This window comes from Streptomyces sp. NPDC053542, assembly GCF_044544685.1.
GTDB lineage: Bacteria > Actinomycetota > Actinomycetes > Streptomycetales > Streptomycetaceae > Streptomyces.
The window spans coordinates 752,306-768,972 of sequence record NZ_JBITXL010000001.1; the positions used below are offsets into that span (position 1 = coordinate 752,306).

Here is a 16,667-nt window from a genome sequence, read left to right on the forward strand (position 1 = left end):
CCATGAGCGAATTCAGCGACAGCACCCCTGCCGACAGCGCCCCCGCAGAAGGCGCCGGTCACCGCGACCGGCCCGGCCATCAGCCGCACGACGTGCGGGAGTTCTTCGGGCAGCGGGCACGGTACTGGGACAGCCGCTTCCCCGACGACGGGCCGGCGTACGCGGCGGGCATCGCGGAGCTGGGCCTGCGGGAGGGCGATCGCGTACTGGACGCCGGATGCGGCACCGGGCGGGCGTTGCCCGCGCTGCGCGCCGCCGTGGGACCGTCCGGCACGGTGTTCGGGGCCGACGTCACGCCGGAGATGCTGGCGGAGGCCGTACGGGCCGGGCGGGACGCCGAGGCGGCCCTGCTGCTGGCGGACGTCTCCGCGCTGCCGGTGCGGGACGGCGCCCTGGACGCGGTCTTCGCGGCGGGGCTGATCTCCCACCTCGCCGACCCGCCGCACGGCCTCGCCGAACTGGCCAGGGTGGTACGGCCCGGAGGGCGGCTGGCGCTCTTCCACCCGATCGGCCGGGCCGCCCTCGCCGCCCGTAAGAGGCGACCGCTCACCCCGGACGACCTACGGGCCGAGCCGAACCTCCGGCCGATGCTGGCGCGCAGCGGCTGGGACCTGGTCCAGTACGTGGACGAGGACGCGCGCTATCTGGCGCTGGCCGTACGCCAAGGGTGATGGCACATCAGGTGTGGCCCGGCTCCACAGCGGCGTGCGGCACCGGGCAGCCGACGGTGCCCTGCCGGCCCTTGGGGAAGGTCCCGAGGTCGGCGATGCGGTAACCGTTCGGGTAGCCCTTGATCTCCGGATTCTGCCGGGCATAGTGCGGGGTGCGGCGCGGCGGCATCAGGCGGACGGTCTTGGCGCGCAGCCGCAGTGCGCCGCGTACGGCGGCCTGTACTGCCGGGCGTGGCCGGTCGTAGCGGAACGCGTCCAGGAGGGCGTCGTCCAGGAGGGCCTTGCTTGCGGCGCGCACTACGGGGGCCAGCGGCCCGTACCACCCGGCCATCAGGTCCAGCGAGGCGTCCGAGACGCGCCTGCCGCCCTCGTCCCAGCCGAAGTGCTCGTGTTCGTAGTCGTCCAGGTAGCGTTCGAATTCCTGATAGGTCCGGGGCGGGTCGACGATTCCCATGTGCTTGCCGAACGTCCTGTAGTACGCCGCCATCGCGCGCTTCTCGTGCTCGCTCAGCCGCCGCCAGCCGTACTGATCGATCCAGCGCTTCGGTACGACCACGAACGTGCACAGCACATAACGCATGTCGTCATTGCTGATGTCGTAGCTGCGGTGCATCTGATTGATGCGCCGGATGGCCGTGCGGCCGTCCTCGGTCTCGAAGCCGTGCTCGACGACCGAGTCCAGAAGGAGCGCGGTGTCGTCGTAGCGCTTTTGCGTACGCTCCGTCAGCTCCGCGGTCTCCGCGAGCAGACGGCCGATGCTGGGCACCGCGTACGTACGGTAAAGGGCGAGTTCAAGCGCTCTGGTGACGTCCCATGGGAACTCATGCGTCACCGTGATGCGGAAGATCCGCAGAAAGTCGCGCTCAGGATCCAGCCGCTGAATCTCCTTGAGGAAGTCGTAACGCCTCACGAGAACACCGTCCCTTTCGTCGCCGAAGGTCCAACCCTACGGGGAGAGGGGAGACTTGAAAGGCTCCATACGCTTCTCTATCGGCATGGGGGAATGATGACCGACCTCCTTCGCAGACTCCGGCTCCGTCTCGCCCATGGCCTGTTCGGACCGAGGCCGCCACGTCCGGAGCGGGAGCCGGCCAAAAAGGGCGCGCACAACCTCTTCGACGCGGCGGCCACCCATGTGGCGGCGTGCGCCGAAGGGGACGAGGACCGCGGCGCCGAGGCCGCGGACTGGGTGTCCCCTGAAGCGCTCGCCTTCGGCATCAACGAACTGGCGTGCCGGGCGCTGATCGCGCTGGCGCGGGAGCGCCGCCAGTCGCCGCACGAAGTGGCCAGGGACCTGCTGAGCCTGCCGGCGGCCTGAGCCGCGCGGGATACCAGGAGCGGGCACGCGGGCCGTGACAATCGCCTGTCCGGCCAATTAAGGTGCGCCGACGACGTGATCTGTGCGGTCGGCACCTGCCCGGGCCGCGAACGAGTGGGAGGCCCCGTGTCCGCGACGGAGGGCGCCGTCGGCGACGGCAGCGACATCGGCGAGGTCGATGACGACCAGCTGTTCGTACTGACCGCGGTGCTGCTGACGCCCGGGCAGTTCCCGAGCGTGCTCGGTGACGACTACCCCGAGGTCTGCGCCAAGCTGCGCCTGGAGCCGTACCAGGAGGGCTACGGGCTGGTGCTCGGCCAGGACGGCCGGGGCGCGCGCTGGACCGTCGCGACCGAGGACGTCTCGCTGGTCGCCTGTGCGATAGCGGCCTGGGACTGCGGCATGGAGTACGACCTCTCCCCGGACGAGAACAGCATCGTCGCGGCGCTGCCGGGCTGGCCGCTCGCGCTCGCGGTGGCGGCGCCCGGGGTGCCGGCGCCGCACGACCCTGCGCCCGAGGAGGGCGACCCGGAGCCGCTGACGCCTCCGGACGCGCTGGAGTGGGGACCGGCCCAACGGCGCCTCGGGGCGGACGAGATCGCCCTGCAGTGGGCGGCGTGGCGCGAGCAGGTCGAGGGCGAGGTCACGTTCGTCGATCCCGGCACCAAGCCGCACGCGGGGGTGCGGCGGGTGCTGGACGAGGCGCGTGAGTACGTGCGGCAGCCTCCGCCGCCGGGGCGGGTGCGTTCGTCGTTCGCCGCCGGTGAGGCGCGCACTCTGCGCGTGGACGGGCCGGGCTGGAGCATGGTCGCCCGGACCGACGACATCGCCTTCGTGCTGCTCGACGACGAACCGGGCGAGGTCCTTCCCGTGGGCCGTGGTCCGGAGCTTCCCGGACTGCTGGAGTCGCTGGACGCGATGGCGGCCCGGCCGGCCTGAGGCAGCACACCGCGCGCGGCGGTGTCACGGCCGTGCCGCGGCCGCGGGGGCGCCGCGCACGGTCATCCGGGCGTCGGCCGTGCCGTCCCAGCTCCCGGCGTGCTCAGCGGCCCAGCTCCTTGCGGGTGACGCGGCGCAGCCGCCGCCGTTGCGAGGGGTCCAGCGTCAGATAGGCGATCGCGGGCACCCCGATCATGACCAGCAGTGCCGCCCAGAACGGCAGCAGCCACAGCAGGATCACGCCTGCCGCCACGCCGCCGACGGCGACCTTCGCACGTGTGGACATCCTTCACGCCCTTTCCGCGGCGAATGCCGCGTTCGCTGTCTTCCATTGAACGCCGGATCGGCGCCGGAGGTTCCACGCAGGCGCGGATCGTGCTGTACCCTCGGCCGCTCCGAAGGCAAGTAGTCAAACTTGAGGAGTCGTCGGCACGTGCCAGCACTTCCCGCGCTCACCCTCGACCGGCTCTCCGGCTTCTCCCGGTGTGCCGCCGTGTACGTGCCAGGTGATCCGCCGCGCAGGGGACGGATCGCCTTCTGGCGGCCCGACGGCGAGCCGCCGCTCGACGGTGAGCCACTGCCCGAGGGAGAGGCTCTGCCCAATGGTTTCGACGCGGGCACCGTGTCCGCCGGGAGGCTGACCGTCGCCCTGCCCTGCGAAGGGGGCCAGGTCATCACGCGGGAGGTTCCCGCGCTCTTCTTGCCGGTCGCCGCCGCGCTCCCCGTGCTGACCCGAGCACGCGCCTCCCGTACCGCGCACCCCGCCGCGGCCTTCTGGGGCGCCGCCTCGGTGATCGCACTGCACCTTGTGGCGCGAGGCAGGCTGCTGCCCGGGCTGAGCCGTGAGGAGCACGACGCCTGGCGCTGCGGCCCGCTCTCACCGGAGGACACCGCCCGCATACGGGAGCTGGCCGCCGCGATGCCTCCGTATGCGCACGCCACGCCGCTCCTCGAGAGCTCGCCTGTCCGGCTGCCTGCACCCGAGCGGTTGCTGCGCTCGTTCCTGGACGCCGTGGCCGACGGGCTGCCGCGCTCCCCCGCCGCCATGACGGCCCTCGGCAGCCCGGCGTACGCGGCAGAGGCGCCGCAGCACATCCCCGAGCAGCGGGCCTGGGCGGCCGATGTGGCGGCGGGACACGACGCCGGCGTGCGGCTGTCCCTCCGTATCGAGATCGCCGGACTGGACGGCCAGGACGGCGTGCTCGGCTCCGACGGCGGACCCACGCGTGCGCGCTTCTCCGCCGTGCTCCAGCTGCACAGCCTCACCGACCCGGCGCTGGTCGCCGATGTCTCCGACGTGTGGGCGGGCGACTCGCCGGCGGGGCGGGCCTTCGGGGCGCGCGCCCGCACGGACACACTGCTGACGCTGCGGCGGGCGGCCGCCGCCTGGGCACCGCTGGAGCCGCTGCTCTCCGCCGCCGTGCCGGGCGCTCTCGAGCTCGCCGAGGAGGAGATCGGCGACCTGCTGGGACCCGGCGCTCGGGCGCTCGCGGCCGCCGGTGTACAGGTCCACTGGCCCAAACAGCTCGCCCGCAACCTCACTACGCGTGCCGTCGTGGGCCCACCGGAGGCGGCGACTTCTTCGGATGCGGCGCCCGAGCGTACGGAGTCCGCTCTGCCGTCGCTGCTGTCCGCCGATGCGCTGCTGTCGTTCAGTTGGCACTTCGCCATCGGGGAGCACGAGCTGAGCCGGGCGGAGCTGGACCGGCTGGCGGAGGCCGGGCGGCCACTGGTCCGGCTGCGCGACCAGTGGGTACTCATCGCCCCCGAAGCGCTGCGCGCCGCACACGAGCGCCGGGACCGGAAGGTCACGCCCATGGACGCGCTCGGGGCGGCGCTCACGGGAACCGTCGAGAGCGGCGGCGGCGAGCACGTGGAGGTACAGGCGTCCGGCCCGCTGCGGCGGTTGCGCGACCGGCTCGCCGACCCGGAGCGTCCGGGGGACGACGCGCCTGCCCAGCCGCCCGCTCTCGCCGCGACGCTGCGCGACTATCAGTTGCGCGGCCTGGGGTGGCTGCACCGTATGACGTCGCTCGGCCTCGGGTGCTGCCTGGCCGACGACATGGGACTGGGCAAGACGATCACGTTGATCGCGCTCCATCTGCACCGCCAGGCCGCACCGGAGACCGCGGGCCCGACTCTCGTGGTGTGCCCGACCTCGCTGATGGGCAACTGGCAGCGGGAGATCGAGAAGTTCGCGCCGGGGACCCCCGTGCGCCGGTTCCACGCGGAGCGACGCGGCCTCGCGGACCTGGCGGCCGGCGAGGTCGTGCTGACGACGTACGGCACGATGCGGGTGGACGCCGAGAAGCTGGCCGGAGTGGGCTGGGGCATGGTCGTGGCCGACGAGGCCCAGCACGTGAAGAATCCGTTCTCCGCGACGGCACGGCAGCTGCGGACGCTCCCCGCCGGCGCGCGGGTGGCGCTGACCGGTACCCCGGTGGAGAACAACCTCTCCGAGCTGTGGGCGATCCTCGACTGGACCACGCCGGGGCTCCTGGGCCCCCTCGGCCGCTTCCGGACGCGCTACGCGCAGGCCGTCGAGGGCGGTGCGGATCCGGCCGCAGCGGAGCGGCTGGCGCGGCTCGTACGGCCGTTCCTGCTGCGCCGCCGCAAGTCGGACCCGGGCATCGCGCCCGAACTGCCGCCCAAGACGGAGACCGACCGCGCGGTGGCCCTCACCGGGGAGCAGGCCGCGCTGTACGAGGCGGTGGTGCGCGAGGGGCTCGCCGGCATCGCCGGCACGGACGGCTTCGCCCGCCGCGGCCTCGTGGTCAAGCTGCTGACCTCGCTCAAGCAGATCTGCAACCATCCCGCGCAGTACCTGAAGGAGGACGGTACCGAGCGGGCCCCGGGGCGACGCTTCGCGGAGCGCTCGGGGAAGGTGGAGCTCCTGGACGAGCTGTTGGACACGCTGCTCTCCGAAGGGGCCGGGGTGCTCGTCTTCACCCAGTACGTGCGGATGGCGCGGCTTCTGGAGGCGCACTTGGCCGCGCGCGGCGTGCCGAGCCAACTGCTGCACGGTGGTACGCCCGTCGCGCGCCGGGAGGAACTGGTACGCCGCTTCCAGGACGGAGACGTGCCTGTCTTCCTGCTGTCCCTGAAGGCGGCGGGCACCGGGCTGAACCTCACCCGCGCCTCCCACGTCGTGCACTTCGACCGGTGGTGGAACCCGGCCGTCGAGGCGCAGGCCACCGACCGCGCGTACCGCATCGGCCAAACCCAACCGGTGCAGGTGCACCGCATGATCACCGAGGGCACGGTGGAGGACCGGATCGCCGACATGCTCGCCCGCAAGCAGCGGCTGGCGGACGCCGTACTGGGCTCGGGCGAGGCCGCGCTCACCGAGCTGACCGACGCGGAACTGGCGGACCTGGTGGAGCTTCGAGGGGGCGAACGATGAGCGTTTTCCACGGCGCCGGAGGCGCATACGACGACGAGACCGACGGCACGTACGGCGACGAGCACTCGGGGCGGCCCGAGCGGACGTTCGCCGCGCTGCCGCCCGCCCGTGGGGGCGGCTTCGCGCGCACCTGGTGGGGGCAGGCGTGGCTGAAGGCGCTGGAGGACACGGCGCTGGACAACGCGCAGCTGAAGCTGGGGCGCCGGCACGCCCGTGCGGGGGCGGTGGGCGCGGTCTCCGTAAGGCCGGGGCGGATCACCGCCGTCGTTCAGGACCGCGACCACACCGCGCACCGTTCGGACGTGCTGCTCCAGGAGCTGGGCGCGGCGGACTGGGACCGGTTCCTGGACATGGTCGCCGACCGGGCGGGGCACATCGCCGCGCTCTTGGACCGTGACGTGCCGCCGCAGCTCGTCGAGGACGCGGCGGCGGCCGGCGTCGAACTGCTCCCGGGGATCGGCGATCTGGAGCCGTCCTGCGGCTGCGAGGCTTGGGACCACTGCGCCCATACGGCCGCGCTCTGCTATCAGATGGCGCGGCTGCTGGACCAGGATCCGTTCGTGCTGCTCCTGTTGCGCGGACGCGGCGAGGAGGAACTGCTGGGCGAGCTACAGGCGCGCAGTGCAGCGCGTGCACAGGCGTACGCGCCGGATCTGGACGACAAGGGCACTGCCACGCCAGGTGGTGCACCGGACGCCGAGGCCGGTGTGCCGGCGGCCGAGGCGTTCGCGGCCCAGGAGGGCCTGCCGACGCTGCCGCCACCCCCGCCCCCGGTGAGCGAGGCGGGCGCCGCACCGGCGCTGGGTGGCGGCACCCCACCGGCGCCCGGAGTCGACGTACCGGCCCTTGAGTTCCTCATCGGGGACACCGCGGAGCGGGCCAGGAGACTGCTCGCCGAGGCGTTGTCCACCTGGCACGCGGACACCCCGCCGGCGAGCGGGCCGACGCCCGATGAGGACCTCGTGCGGCTCGCCGCGGCCGGCCCGCCCGCGCCGGTCGCCGAACGGCTCGCGGCGGCCTCGGGGCGGGACGCCCGGGGCCTGGCGGCGGCCGTACGGGCGTGGCGGCAGGGCGGCCCGGCCGGGCTCGCGGTACTGGAGGAGGAGTGGGCGCCGGACTCCGAGGCGCTGGCCCGCGCCACCTCACGGTTGGCAGCCGCCTGGGCGGACGAGGCGGACCGGCCCCGGTTCCGGGTCACTCGCAACCGGTGGACGGTGGTCGGCGGCGACGCACAGCTGCGGCTGGGGCGGGACGACCGCTGGTGGCCGTACCGGAAGGAGCAGGGCCGCTGGCTGCCTTCGGGGCCGCCGGACGAGGACCCGGCAGCGGCGCTCGCGTCCCTTCTGACGGAGGAAGGCACGCACACGGGGTAGGCCGTACGCGGCCCCGAAGGGGAGCCACGCAGCCTCCGAGGGGAGCCACACAGCACGGCTCCCCAAGTCCCGCTCCCCGTTCGAAAATCCGTCGACAGCGTGCACACCGGTCGCCATGATCGGACCATGGCGAATCCGAGCCCGAGCTCCTCCGGCGGTCCCCTCAGCGAACGCGCCGAGCGCGCCGTGCGCATCGCGGTCACAGCGGCGCGGCGGCTGGGCCTGCGGGCGGACGAACCACGGGTACTGCACGACGTCTTCAACGTCCTCGTGCATCTCGCGCCGGACCCGGTGGTCGTCCGTGTACCGTCGCTGGCTCTGGTGTCGGCCGAGGAGCAGGCGGTCAAGCAGCGGCGCGAACTGGACGTGGCGGGCTGGCTGGCCGACGCGGGAGCGCCGGTCGTACGGCCCAGCCCGCTGGTGCCTCGGGAGCCCGTCCCGTGCGACGGCCGGTCGCTGACCTTTTGGGAGTTCGTCGACGAGAAGGATCCGTTGCGCGAGGCGCTTGAGGCCGGCCCGGAGGCGCTTGAGGACCGCTTCGTCGAGCAGACGGGCTGGACGGCGCAGCTGCACGGCTTCCTTGCCCGGTACCCGGGCGAGCTGCCCGTGCTCTCCCCCGTGGTGCCCACGGTCGAGCCGCTGCTGGCCGCGCTGCGGAAGGAGCCGCAGGGCCTGACGACCGCCGACCTGGACCGGGCGGAGCAGGAGTACGCGGTCATCGAAGCGCTCGCGGCCGACCTGCCCGGCCACTTTCCCGGGGCCCGCATCCAGCCGCTGCACGGGGACGGGCCGGCGTACAACCTCCTGCGGACCGCCGAGGGGTATCTCTTCAGCGACTTCGAGGACGTCACCTGTGGCCCCGTGGAGTGGGACCTGGCCATGGTGGCGCCGCGCGCGACAGCGGAGTACGAGCGTGTGAGCGGCCGCCGTCTGGACCGCTCGCTGCTGGACGTCATGGAGCGGGCGCGGCTGCTCCAGGTGGTGGGGGCGCTGGCGGTCGTGCCCTCGATGCCGGAACTGGGCCCGATGCTGGCCCCCATGGTCGATCAGTGGCGCGAGCGTCCTCCGCTCGGTCCGGATCTCCTCAGCCGGTAAGGGAGACCTGCGCCTTCCAGTGTTCCATTGCTCGCCACACCGGCCCGCTTTCCTTTTGGCGGTCCGGGAGCGATTCTCACATGTGCGAGTGCCGGGGGAGATCTGCCGTTGCATATTGACGGGGCGACGCTTCACGGGGGAACCTGTCACCACCTCAAGGATGCCGAATCGACCGATGCGCATCCTGACGGTAAACTCGCCGGCAGTGCCGCCGGGATTTCCCCGGAAGGGCCCACCCGGAGGCCGTTCACGGCCCGTTCCGGAAGAAATGTTGCAGGGAGGTGACGTGTTGATGAAGCCGCGAGCGAGTCTGCCGCAGCGCTTGACTGAGCGCCTGACGGAGCGGCGCCACGTCGACCTCGTCCGGGTCTCCAGTGCCCTGTGTCGGCCGTCGGCCTGAGCGTCGCCTTCTCTTTTCACGGACACTCACCGGTCCGGTAATTCCGCGTACGCGCGCCACGTTTTCCCCATGATTCACGGGTGTTCACGCGCGCCGCGGTCTCTCTTTTACGGGCTTTCCGTGCATTTCCGCGACCGGTGATTCCGCCTGCCCTGACGGGCCTTCCCTTCGGTCCCCAGCCCCTCGATTCCCCCTGCCCTTTTCAGCGATCCGGAGTTCTTTCATGTCCGCATCCGCTCATGTTCCACAACCCGCCGGCGGCCCGGCGCGGTTCGCCTACTGGGTGCCCAATGTCAGCGGTGGCCTGGTCACCAGCACCATCGAACAGCGCACCGACTGGGGCTACGAGTACAACCGCAAGCTCGCCCGGCTGGCCGAAAACAACGGCTTCGAGTACGCGCTGAGCCAGGTCCGCTACATGGCCAGTTACGGCGCCGAGAACCAGCACGAGTCGACCTCGTTCAGCCTGGCGCTGCTGCTCGCCACCGAGCGCCTGAAGGTCATCGCCGCCGTCCACCCGGGGCTGTGGCACCCGGGTGTGCTCGCCAAGTTCGGAGCCACCGCCGACCACCTCTCCGGCGGCCGGTTCGCCGTCAACGTGGTCAGCGGCTGGTTCAAGCAGGAGTTCACCGCGCTCGGCGAACCGTGGCTGGAGCACGACGAACGCTACCGGCGCGCCGAGGAGTTCATCCGCGCCCTTCGGGCGGTGTGGACCGAGGACCACGCCGAACTGGCCGGAGACTTCTACCGGATCCGGGACTTCTCGCTGAAGCCGAAGCCGCTGAACACCGAGGAGCGCCCGCACCCCGAGATCTTCCAGGGCGGCAACTCCACCGCGGCCCGCGCGATGGCCGGCCGGGTCTCCGACTGGTACTTCAGCAACGGCAAGGACTTCGACGGGGTCACCGAACAGCTCACGGACGTCCGGGAGTCGGCCGCGGCCGCCGGCCGCAACGCCCCCAGATTCGGCCTGAACGGCTTTCTGATCGCCCGGGACACCGAGAAGGAGGCCCGGGAGGTCCTGCGCGAGATCGTCGCCAAGGCGGACACACAGGCGGTCCAGGGCTTCGGCGAGGCGGTCCGGCAGGCGGGCAGCTCCACCGCCGACGGCAAGGGCATGTGGCAGGACTCCTCGTTCGAGGACCTCGTCCAGTACAACGACGGGTTCCGTACGGGACTGATCGGCACACCGGAACAGATCGCCGAGCGCATCGTGGCCTACAAGAAGCTCGGCGTCGACCTCTTCCTGCTCGGTTTCCTGCACTACCTGGAAGAGGTCGAGTACTTCGGCGAGCGGGTGCTGCCGCTCGTACGCGAACTGGAAGCCCAGGACGAGAACCTCTCCGAAGGAGTACTGGTATGAGCACCGCCGCGCACACCGACTGGCAGCAGCGCCCCGCACCCGCCACCTCCGATGCCTGGGTCGACCGCGCCGCCGAGGTCGCCGCCGTCCTCGCGACGGACGCCGCCGCCCGGGACCGGGCCGGCGCCACCCCGTACGACGAGGTCCGGCTGCTCAAGGACTCCGGACTGGTCACCCTCCTGGGCCCGGTCGAGCACGGCGGGGGCGGCCAGGACTGGCCGACCGCGTACCGGGTGGTGCGCGAGGTCGCCAAGGCCGACGGATCGATCGGCCAGCTGCTCGGCTACCACTACCTGTGGAACTGGGCGGCCCGGCTGGTCGGCACCCGGGAGCAGTGGGAGCACGTGGAGGCCGAGGCCGCTCGCAACCGCTGGTTCTTCGGGGGCGCCGTCAACCCGCGCGACAACGACGTCGTCGTACGGGACGAGGGCGACACCTTGACGTTCACCGGGCGGAAGTCCTTCTCCACCGGGAGCAAGGTCTCCGACGTCACCGTGCTGGAGGGCGTCCTGGAGGGCAGCGTGGGGCCCGACAACCCCGCGGGCGACCATGTCTTCGCCATCGTGCCGTCCGACAGCGCGGGCCTGACCTTCCACGACGACTGGGACAACATCGGGCAGCGGCTCACGGAGAGCGGCAGTGTGACGATCGACGGGGTGCGCGTCCCGTGGAGCGCGGCGGCGGGCTACGTAGACAAGACGTTCCAGCGGCGGGTCTACAACACCCTCAACGTGCCCACCATCCAGCTGGTGTTCGCGCACTTCTACCTGGGGATCGCGGCCGGCGCGCTGGAGACGGCGGGGACCTACACACGTACCAAGGCCCGCTCGTGGCTGCACGGCGGCCACGAGCGGGCCGTGGACGAGCCGTACGTGATCGACACGTACGGGGATCTGACGGCGAAGCTGTGGGCCGCCGAGGCGCTGGCCGACCAGGTGGCCGAGGAGGGCTGGGCGCTGCACTCCGACCCCGATGCGGTGACCGAACGGGACCGCGGTGAGCACGAGGTACGGGTGGCGGCCGTGAAGGCGCGGGCGACGGACGTGGCCCTGGAGGTGGCGAACCGGATCTTCGAGGTGACCGGCGCACGGTCCACGGCGTCCTCCGAGGGCCTGGACCGCTTCTGGCGCAACATCCGGACGCACACCCTGCACGACCCCGTCGCCTACAAGCGCCGCGAAGTCGGCCGCTTCGTGCTCACGGGCGAGCTGCCGGAGCCCACCTGGTACTCGTAAGCCGCTCGCCACCCGGTACTCGCCGGCACACCGCGGCGGGCCCGAACCGGGCGGGCCCGCCGCTCCCCTCGTACGCGTTCGCACCACCACACACCCCGAGGTGAACCTCCATGGCCACCGTGCTGTCTCTCTCCGGAAGCCCCTCCCCCACCTCCCGTACGGCGCGACTGCTGCGCCATCTGGATGCCACGCTCACCGCACAGGGACACGAAGTGATCCCGCTGGACGTCCGGACGCTGCCCGCCGAGGCACTCCTGGGCGCCGACTTCTCCCACCCTGCGATCGTCCGGGCCACCCGACTCGTCGAACAGGCCGACGGCATCGTCATCGGCACGCCCGTCTACAAGGCGGCCTACTCCGGCCTGCTGAAGTCCCTGCTCGACCTGTTGCCGCAGTACGCGCTGGCCGGCAAGACCGTGCTGCCGCTGGCCACCGGCGGGTCCACGGCGCACGTCCTCGCGATCGACTACGCACTGCGGCCCGTGCTGTCCTCGATGGGCGCCTCGCACATCGTGCAGGGCTGGTTCGTCCTGGACCGCGACATCACCGTCCAGGAGGGCGGCGGCGTCCACGTGGCGCCGGGGACGCGTGAAGCGCTGGACGGGGTGCTCGGCCAGTTCGCTGCGGCGCTGGACCGTACGCCCCTGCGAGTCGCGGCGTGACCGGCCCCGTCGCTCATGTGATCGCCGACGACGCGGAGGCGCTGGCGGTCGCGGCCGAACTGGCGGCGGAGTTCCGTACCGGCGCGGCGCACCGGGACGCCGAGCGCCGGCTGCCGCGCCCGGAGCTGGACCGGCTCTCCGACAGCGGCCTGCTCGGCATTACGGTGCCGCGCGCACACGGTGGCGCGGACGTGTCGGCCGAAACGCTCGCCGGGGTCTTCCGGCTGCTGGCGAGCGCCGACGCGAGCCTGGCGCAGATTCCGCAGAGCCACTTCGTGTACGTGGCGGTGCTGCGCCGCCAGGGGACGGCGGAGCAGCAGAAGTTCTTCTTCGAGGAGGTGCTGGCCGGCCGGCGGCTGGGCAACGCCCAGTCGGAGGCGGGAACCAAGCACGTCCAGGACATCCGCACCCGGCTCGTACCGCAGCCGGACGGCTCGTACGTCCTGGAGGGCACCAAGCACTACTCCACGGGTGCCCTGTTCGCGGACTGGATCCCGGTGCTGGCCCGCGGCGCCGACGAGGAGCTGCACGTCGCCTACGTACCGCGCCACGCGCCCGGTGTGACGGTCGTGGACGACTGGGACGGCATGGGCCAGCGCACCACCGCCAGCGGCACCGTGCGGCTGGAGTCTGTCCTGGTCCCGCGCGACCGTGTGGTGCCGCACCACCTCACCTTCCGGGGCCCGCAGCTGCACGGCGCGCTCGCCCAGTTGCTGCACGCGGCGATCGACACCGGGATCGCCGAGGGCGCGCTCTCCGAGGCGGCGGAGTTCGTCCGGGCCAAGAGCCGGCCGTGGTTCGAGAGCGGCCTGGAGACCGCTGCCGAGGACCCGCTGGTGATCCAGCAGTTCGGCGAGCTGGCCCTCGGGGTGCGGGCCGCGGGCGCGCTGCTGACCGAGGCGGCCCGCGGCGTCGACGCGGCGGGCGCTCACCTCACCGACGACAGCGCGGCCGAGGCGTCCATCGCGGTGGCCGCCGCCAAGGTGCAGGCCGCGCGGACGGCCGTGGAGGCCGGCAGCGCGCTCTTCGAGGTGGCCGGCACCCGCGCGGCGCTGAACGGGCTGAACCTGAACCGGCACTGGCGCGACGCGCGCACCCACACGCTGCACGACCCCGTGCGCTGGAAGGTGCAGCACATCGGGCGGTACGTCCTGAACGGCACCAGGCCGCCGCGGCACGGCCTCCTCTGAACGGCGGGGGCACACCCGGTGAACAGCCGGATGTGGTCGCAATCGGGAGGCGTGCGTGCTTCGCTGGCGGCATGGTGACGTACGAGGAAGACGTGCCGCATTCCGAAGAAGACGTGCCGTACTACGAAGACGTGACGCCGGGGAGCGGCTGTCTGCCGCCCGGCGCCTGGCTGCCCGGGTCGGACGCCGCCCGGCTGCCGCTCGGCGGGACCTGGCGGTTCCGGCTGTCGCCGACCGCGGCCTCCGAGGACACGAGCTTCGCCCGCCCCGAGTACGACGACTCGGCATGGGAGGAGCTGCGGGTGCCGGGCCACTGGGTGCTCCAGGGACACGGCGCCCCGGCGTACACCAACACCGGGTATCCGTTCCCCGTGGACCCGCCCCGGGTTCCGGACGAGAATCCCACCGGCGACCACCGGTACGCGTTCGACCTCCCGGCCGACTGGCCGGCGGGCTCCGCCGTGCTCCACTTCGGGGGCGTCGAGTCCTGCGCCCGGGTGTGGCTGAACGGCAGCGAGCTGGGGCACTTCAAGGGCAGCAGGCTGCCGCACGAGTTCGAGGCGGGCCCCTTGCTGCGGCCCGGGCGCAACGTCCTGGCCGTGCGCGTGCACCAGTGGTCGTCCGGCAGCTACCTGGAGGACCAGGACCAGTGGTGGCTGCCGGGCGTCTTCCGCGAGGTGGAGCTGCGGCACCGCCCCGAGGGCGCCGTGCGGGACGCCTTCGTGCACGCCGAGTACGACCACCGCACCGGGCGGGGCACGCTGCGCGTGGACAGCGACCCCGCGGGGCGGGTGACCGTACCGGAGCTGGGCCTGGACCTGGCGGCCGGGGAGAGCGCGACGGTGCCGGTCGAGCCATGGACGGCGGAGACGCCCCGGCTGTACGACGCGGAGCTGGCCACTTCCGGGGAGCGAGTGCCGCTGCGCATCGGATTCCGCACGGTCGTCGTCGAGGACGGGCTGCTGAAGGTCAACGGGCGGTCGATTCTGCTGCGCGGCGTCAACCGGCACGAGTTCGACCCGGCGCACGGGCGCGCGGTGGGAGCGGACGTCATGCGGCGCGATCTGCTGCTGATGAAGCAGCACAACATCAACGCCGTGCGCACCAGTCACTATCCGCCCGCTCCGGCCTTCCTGGCGCTCTGCGACGAGCTGGGGCTGTGGGTGGTCGACGAGTGCGATCTGGAGACGCACGGCTTCGCCCAGCAGGGCTGGCGGGGCAATCCCGTCGACGACGAGCGCTGGACGCCGGCGCTGCTGGACCGGGCCCGCAGGATGGTCGAGCGCGACAAGAACCACCCGTCCGTCATCATGTGGTCCCTCGGCAACGAGTGCGGCACCGGGCGCGGGCTGTCCGCGATGGCCGCGTGGATGCGGGAGCGCGACCCCTCCCGGCCGCTGCACTACGAGGGCGACCCGAGCTGCGCCGACACCGACGTCTACTCGCGGATGTACGCGGACCACGCCGAGGTCGAACGGATCGGGCGGCGTACGGAGGAGCCGCTCCCGGACGCCGCTCTGGACGCCCGGCGCCGCGGCCTGCCCTTCGTACTGTGCGAGTACGCGCACGCCATGGGGAACGGCCCCGGCGGGCTCGGTGACTACCAGCGGCTCTTCGAGACCTACGAGCGCTGCCAGGGCGGCTTCGTGTGGGAGTGGATCGACCACGGGCTGCGCCAGTACACCGCGGACGGCGTCCGGTACCACGCGTACGGCGGGGACTTCGGCGAGGAGCTGCACGACGGCAACTTCGTGTGCGACGGGCTGGTCTTCCCGGAGCGCGTGCCCTCCCCCGGGCTGATCGAGTACAAGAAGGTCATCGAGCCGGTCCGTTTTGAAGCGGTCGGTCCGGACGGCGTACCCGGGGCGGTGCGCGTCACCAATCTGCGGGACTTCGCCGACCTCTCCGCGCTCGCCTTCTCCTGGAGCTACGAGGTCGAGGGCCGGCCGGTCGCGGAGGGGGCGCTCGCGGTGCCGCCGCTGCTGCCCGGCGAGAGCGCCGAGGTGAAGCTTCCGGCGCCGCCCGAGGACGCGCCTCGGGACGGCGAGGCGCTGTGGACGGTACGGGCGGTGCTGGCCGAGGACACCGCGTGGGCCGAGGCCGGGCACGAGGTCGCGTGGGGGCAGCTGCCGGCCGCGCCGCTTCCGGTGCCGCGGCCGTGGACGCCGAGCGCGGCTCCGCGGCGGGTCGCGGGCGGGACCCTCGCTCTCGGCCCGGGTGTCTTCGATGCCTCGACCGGGGTCCTGAGCCGTCTCGGCGACTCCTCCGTGACCGGCCCGCGGCTGGACGTCTGGCGGGCGCCCACGGACAACGACGAGGGCGCGCCCTGGCAGCCGGGGCAGCGTTGCGGACCCGAGTGGCGGCGGATCGGCCTGCACCGGATGCGGCACCGCACGGACGCGGTGGCGGCGGAGGGGGACGCGCTGGTCGTCCGTACCAGGGTGGCGCCGGCCGCCACGAGCCTGGGCTTCGCCGTAGTGCACCGCTGGACCTCGGACGGGGCGGCGCTGCGGATGGAGGTGGCGGTGACTCCCGAGGGCGACTGGCCGGCGCCGGTGCCGCGGCTGGGGGTGCGGATGGGCCTGGACGGCGATCTGGGCTCCGTTCGGTGGTTCGGCGGCGGTCCGGGTGAGGCGTACCCGGACACGTCCGCAGCGGCCCGCGTGGGTCGCTGGTCGCTGCCCGTCGACGCGCTCCAGACTCCGTACGTACGGCCGCAGGAGAACGGCGCGCGGATCGGCGTGCGATGGGCGGAGCTGACGCGTACGGACGGGACGGGGCTGCGTATCGAAGGAGACCCGGCGTACTTCTTCACCGCGCGACGCTGGACCTCCGAGGAGCTGGACGCCGCCCGGCACACCCCGGACCTGGTGGCCGGTGACCGGGTCTGGCTGAACCTGGACCACGCACAGCACGGGATCGGCAGCGGGTCGTGCGGCCCGGGCGTGCTCCCGCGGTACCGCCTCGAAGCCGCTCCCGCCGCGTTCGCTTTCACCTTCCGGCCGCTGGAATGACAGG

Annotated in this window: 14 protein-coding genes; 12 read left to right on the top strand and 2 right to left on the bottom strand. The window is 72.7% G+C overall.

The genetic code is table 11. The features are described from left to right. The first annotated feature begins 2 nt into the window (after positions 1–2). Complete coding sequence (locus ACIGXO_RS03240; RefSeq protein ID WP_399779456.1) at positions 3–671, top strand: class I SAM-dependent methyltransferase; 669 nt, start codon at positions 3–5, stop codon at positions 669–671. 7 nt (positions 672–678) lie between these two features. On the opposite strand, the gene ACIGXO_RS03245 is transcribed toward ACIGXO_RS03240, so the two are convergent. Continuing rightward, entirely contained in the window at positions 679–1,581 is a 903-nt protein-coding gene (locus tag ACIGXO_RS03245; RefSeq protein WP_399779457.1) for an oxygenase MpaB family protein, read from the bottom strand. A gap of 96 nt (positions 1,582–1,677) precedes the next feature. On the opposite strand from ACIGXO_RS03245, the gene ACIGXO_RS03250 reads away from it, so the two are divergent. Continuing rightward, a complete protein-coding gene (locus ACIGXO_RS03250; RefSeq protein WP_399779459.1) occupies positions 1,678–1,989 on the top strand; it encodes a hypothetical protein in 312 nt (103 codons plus the stop codon). Positions 1,990–2,115: 126 nt separating this feature from the next. Next, on the top strand, positions 2,116–2,928 hold the full coding sequence (locus ACIGXO_RS03255; RefSeq protein WP_399779460.1) for a hypothetical protein: 813 nt from the start codon (positions 2,116–2,118) through the stop codon (positions 2,926–2,928). A gap of 103 nt (positions 2,929–3,031) precedes the next feature. On the opposite strand, the gene ACIGXO_RS03260 is transcribed toward ACIGXO_RS03255, so the two are convergent. After that, on the bottom strand, positions 3,032–3,214 hold the full coding sequence (locus ACIGXO_RS03260) for a hypothetical protein (RefSeq protein WP_030612121.1): 183 nt from the start codon (positions 3,212–3,214) through the stop codon (positions 3,032–3,034). Between the two features lie 147 nt (positions 3,215–3,361). Between ACIGXO_RS03260 and ACIGXO_RS03265 the strand changes: the two genes are divergently transcribed. The 9 genes from ACIGXO_RS03265 (at position 3,362) to ACIGXO_RS03305 (ending at position 16,663) form a co-directional block, all read left to right on the top strand. Further along, a complete protein-coding gene (locus tag ACIGXO_RS03265) occupies positions 3,362–6,331 on the top strand; it encodes an SNF2-related protein (RefSeq protein WP_399779463.1) in 2,970 nt (989 codons plus the stop codon). After that, entirely contained in the window at positions 6,328–7,704 is a 1,377-nt protein-coding gene (locus ACIGXO_RS03270; RefSeq protein WP_399779464.1) for an SWF or SNF family helicase, read from the top strand. Before ACIGXO_RS03265 ends, ACIGXO_RS03270 begins: the two co-directional genes overlap by 4 nt. 126 nt (positions 7,705–7,830) lie before the next feature. Continuing rightward, entirely contained in the window at positions 7,831–8,799 is a 969-nt protein-coding gene (locus ACIGXO_RS03275) for an aminoglycoside phosphotransferase family protein (protein WP_399779466.1), read from the top strand. 292 nt (positions 8,800–9,091) lie between these two features. After that, positions 9,092–9,199: a putative leader peptide gene (locus ACIGXO_RS03280; RefSeq protein WP_399779989.1), complete on the top strand. Its 108-nt coding sequence runs from the start codon at positions 9,092–9,094 to the stop codon at positions 9,197–9,199. Positions 9,200–9,422: 223 nt separating this feature from the next. Then, the gene (gene sfnG, locus ACIGXO_RS03285; protein ID WP_399779468.1) at positions 9,423–10,562 is read left to right on the top strand and encodes a dimethylsulfone monooxygenase SfnG; all 1,140 of its coding nucleotides are present in this window, start codon (positions 9,423–9,425) and stop codon (positions 10,560–10,562) included. Then, positions 10,559–11,797: an acyl-CoA dehydrogenase family protein gene (locus ACIGXO_RS03290; protein WP_399779470.1), complete on the top strand. Its 1,239-nt coding sequence runs from the start codon at positions 10,559–10,561 to the stop codon at positions 11,795–11,797. The genes sfnG and ACIGXO_RS03290 overlap by 4 nt, the downstream gene beginning before the upstream one ends. A gap of 110 nt (positions 11,798–11,907) precedes the next feature. Beyond that, on the top strand, positions 11,908–12,459 hold the full coding sequence (gene ssuE / locus ACIGXO_RS03295) for an NADPH-dependent FMN reductase (RefSeq protein WP_399779472.1): 552 nt from the start codon (positions 11,908–11,910) through the stop codon (positions 12,457–12,459). Beyond that, positions 12,456–13,649 carry an SfnB family sulfur acquisition oxidoreductase gene (locus ACIGXO_RS03300; RefSeq protein ID WP_399779474.1) on the top strand — a complete coding sequence of 398 codons (1,194 nt, stop codon included), beginning with the start codon at positions 12,456–12,458 and terminating at the stop codon, positions 13,647–13,649. The genes ssuE and ACIGXO_RS03300 overlap by 4 nt, the downstream gene beginning before the upstream one ends. Before the next feature lie 71 nt (positions 13,650–13,720). After that, on the top strand, positions 13,721–16,663 hold the full coding sequence (locus tag ACIGXO_RS03305) for a glycoside hydrolase family 2 TIM barrel-domain containing protein (protein WP_399779475.1): 2,943 nt from the start codon (positions 13,721–13,723) through the stop codon (positions 16,661–16,663). Positions 16,664–16,667: the final 4 nt, after the last annotated feature.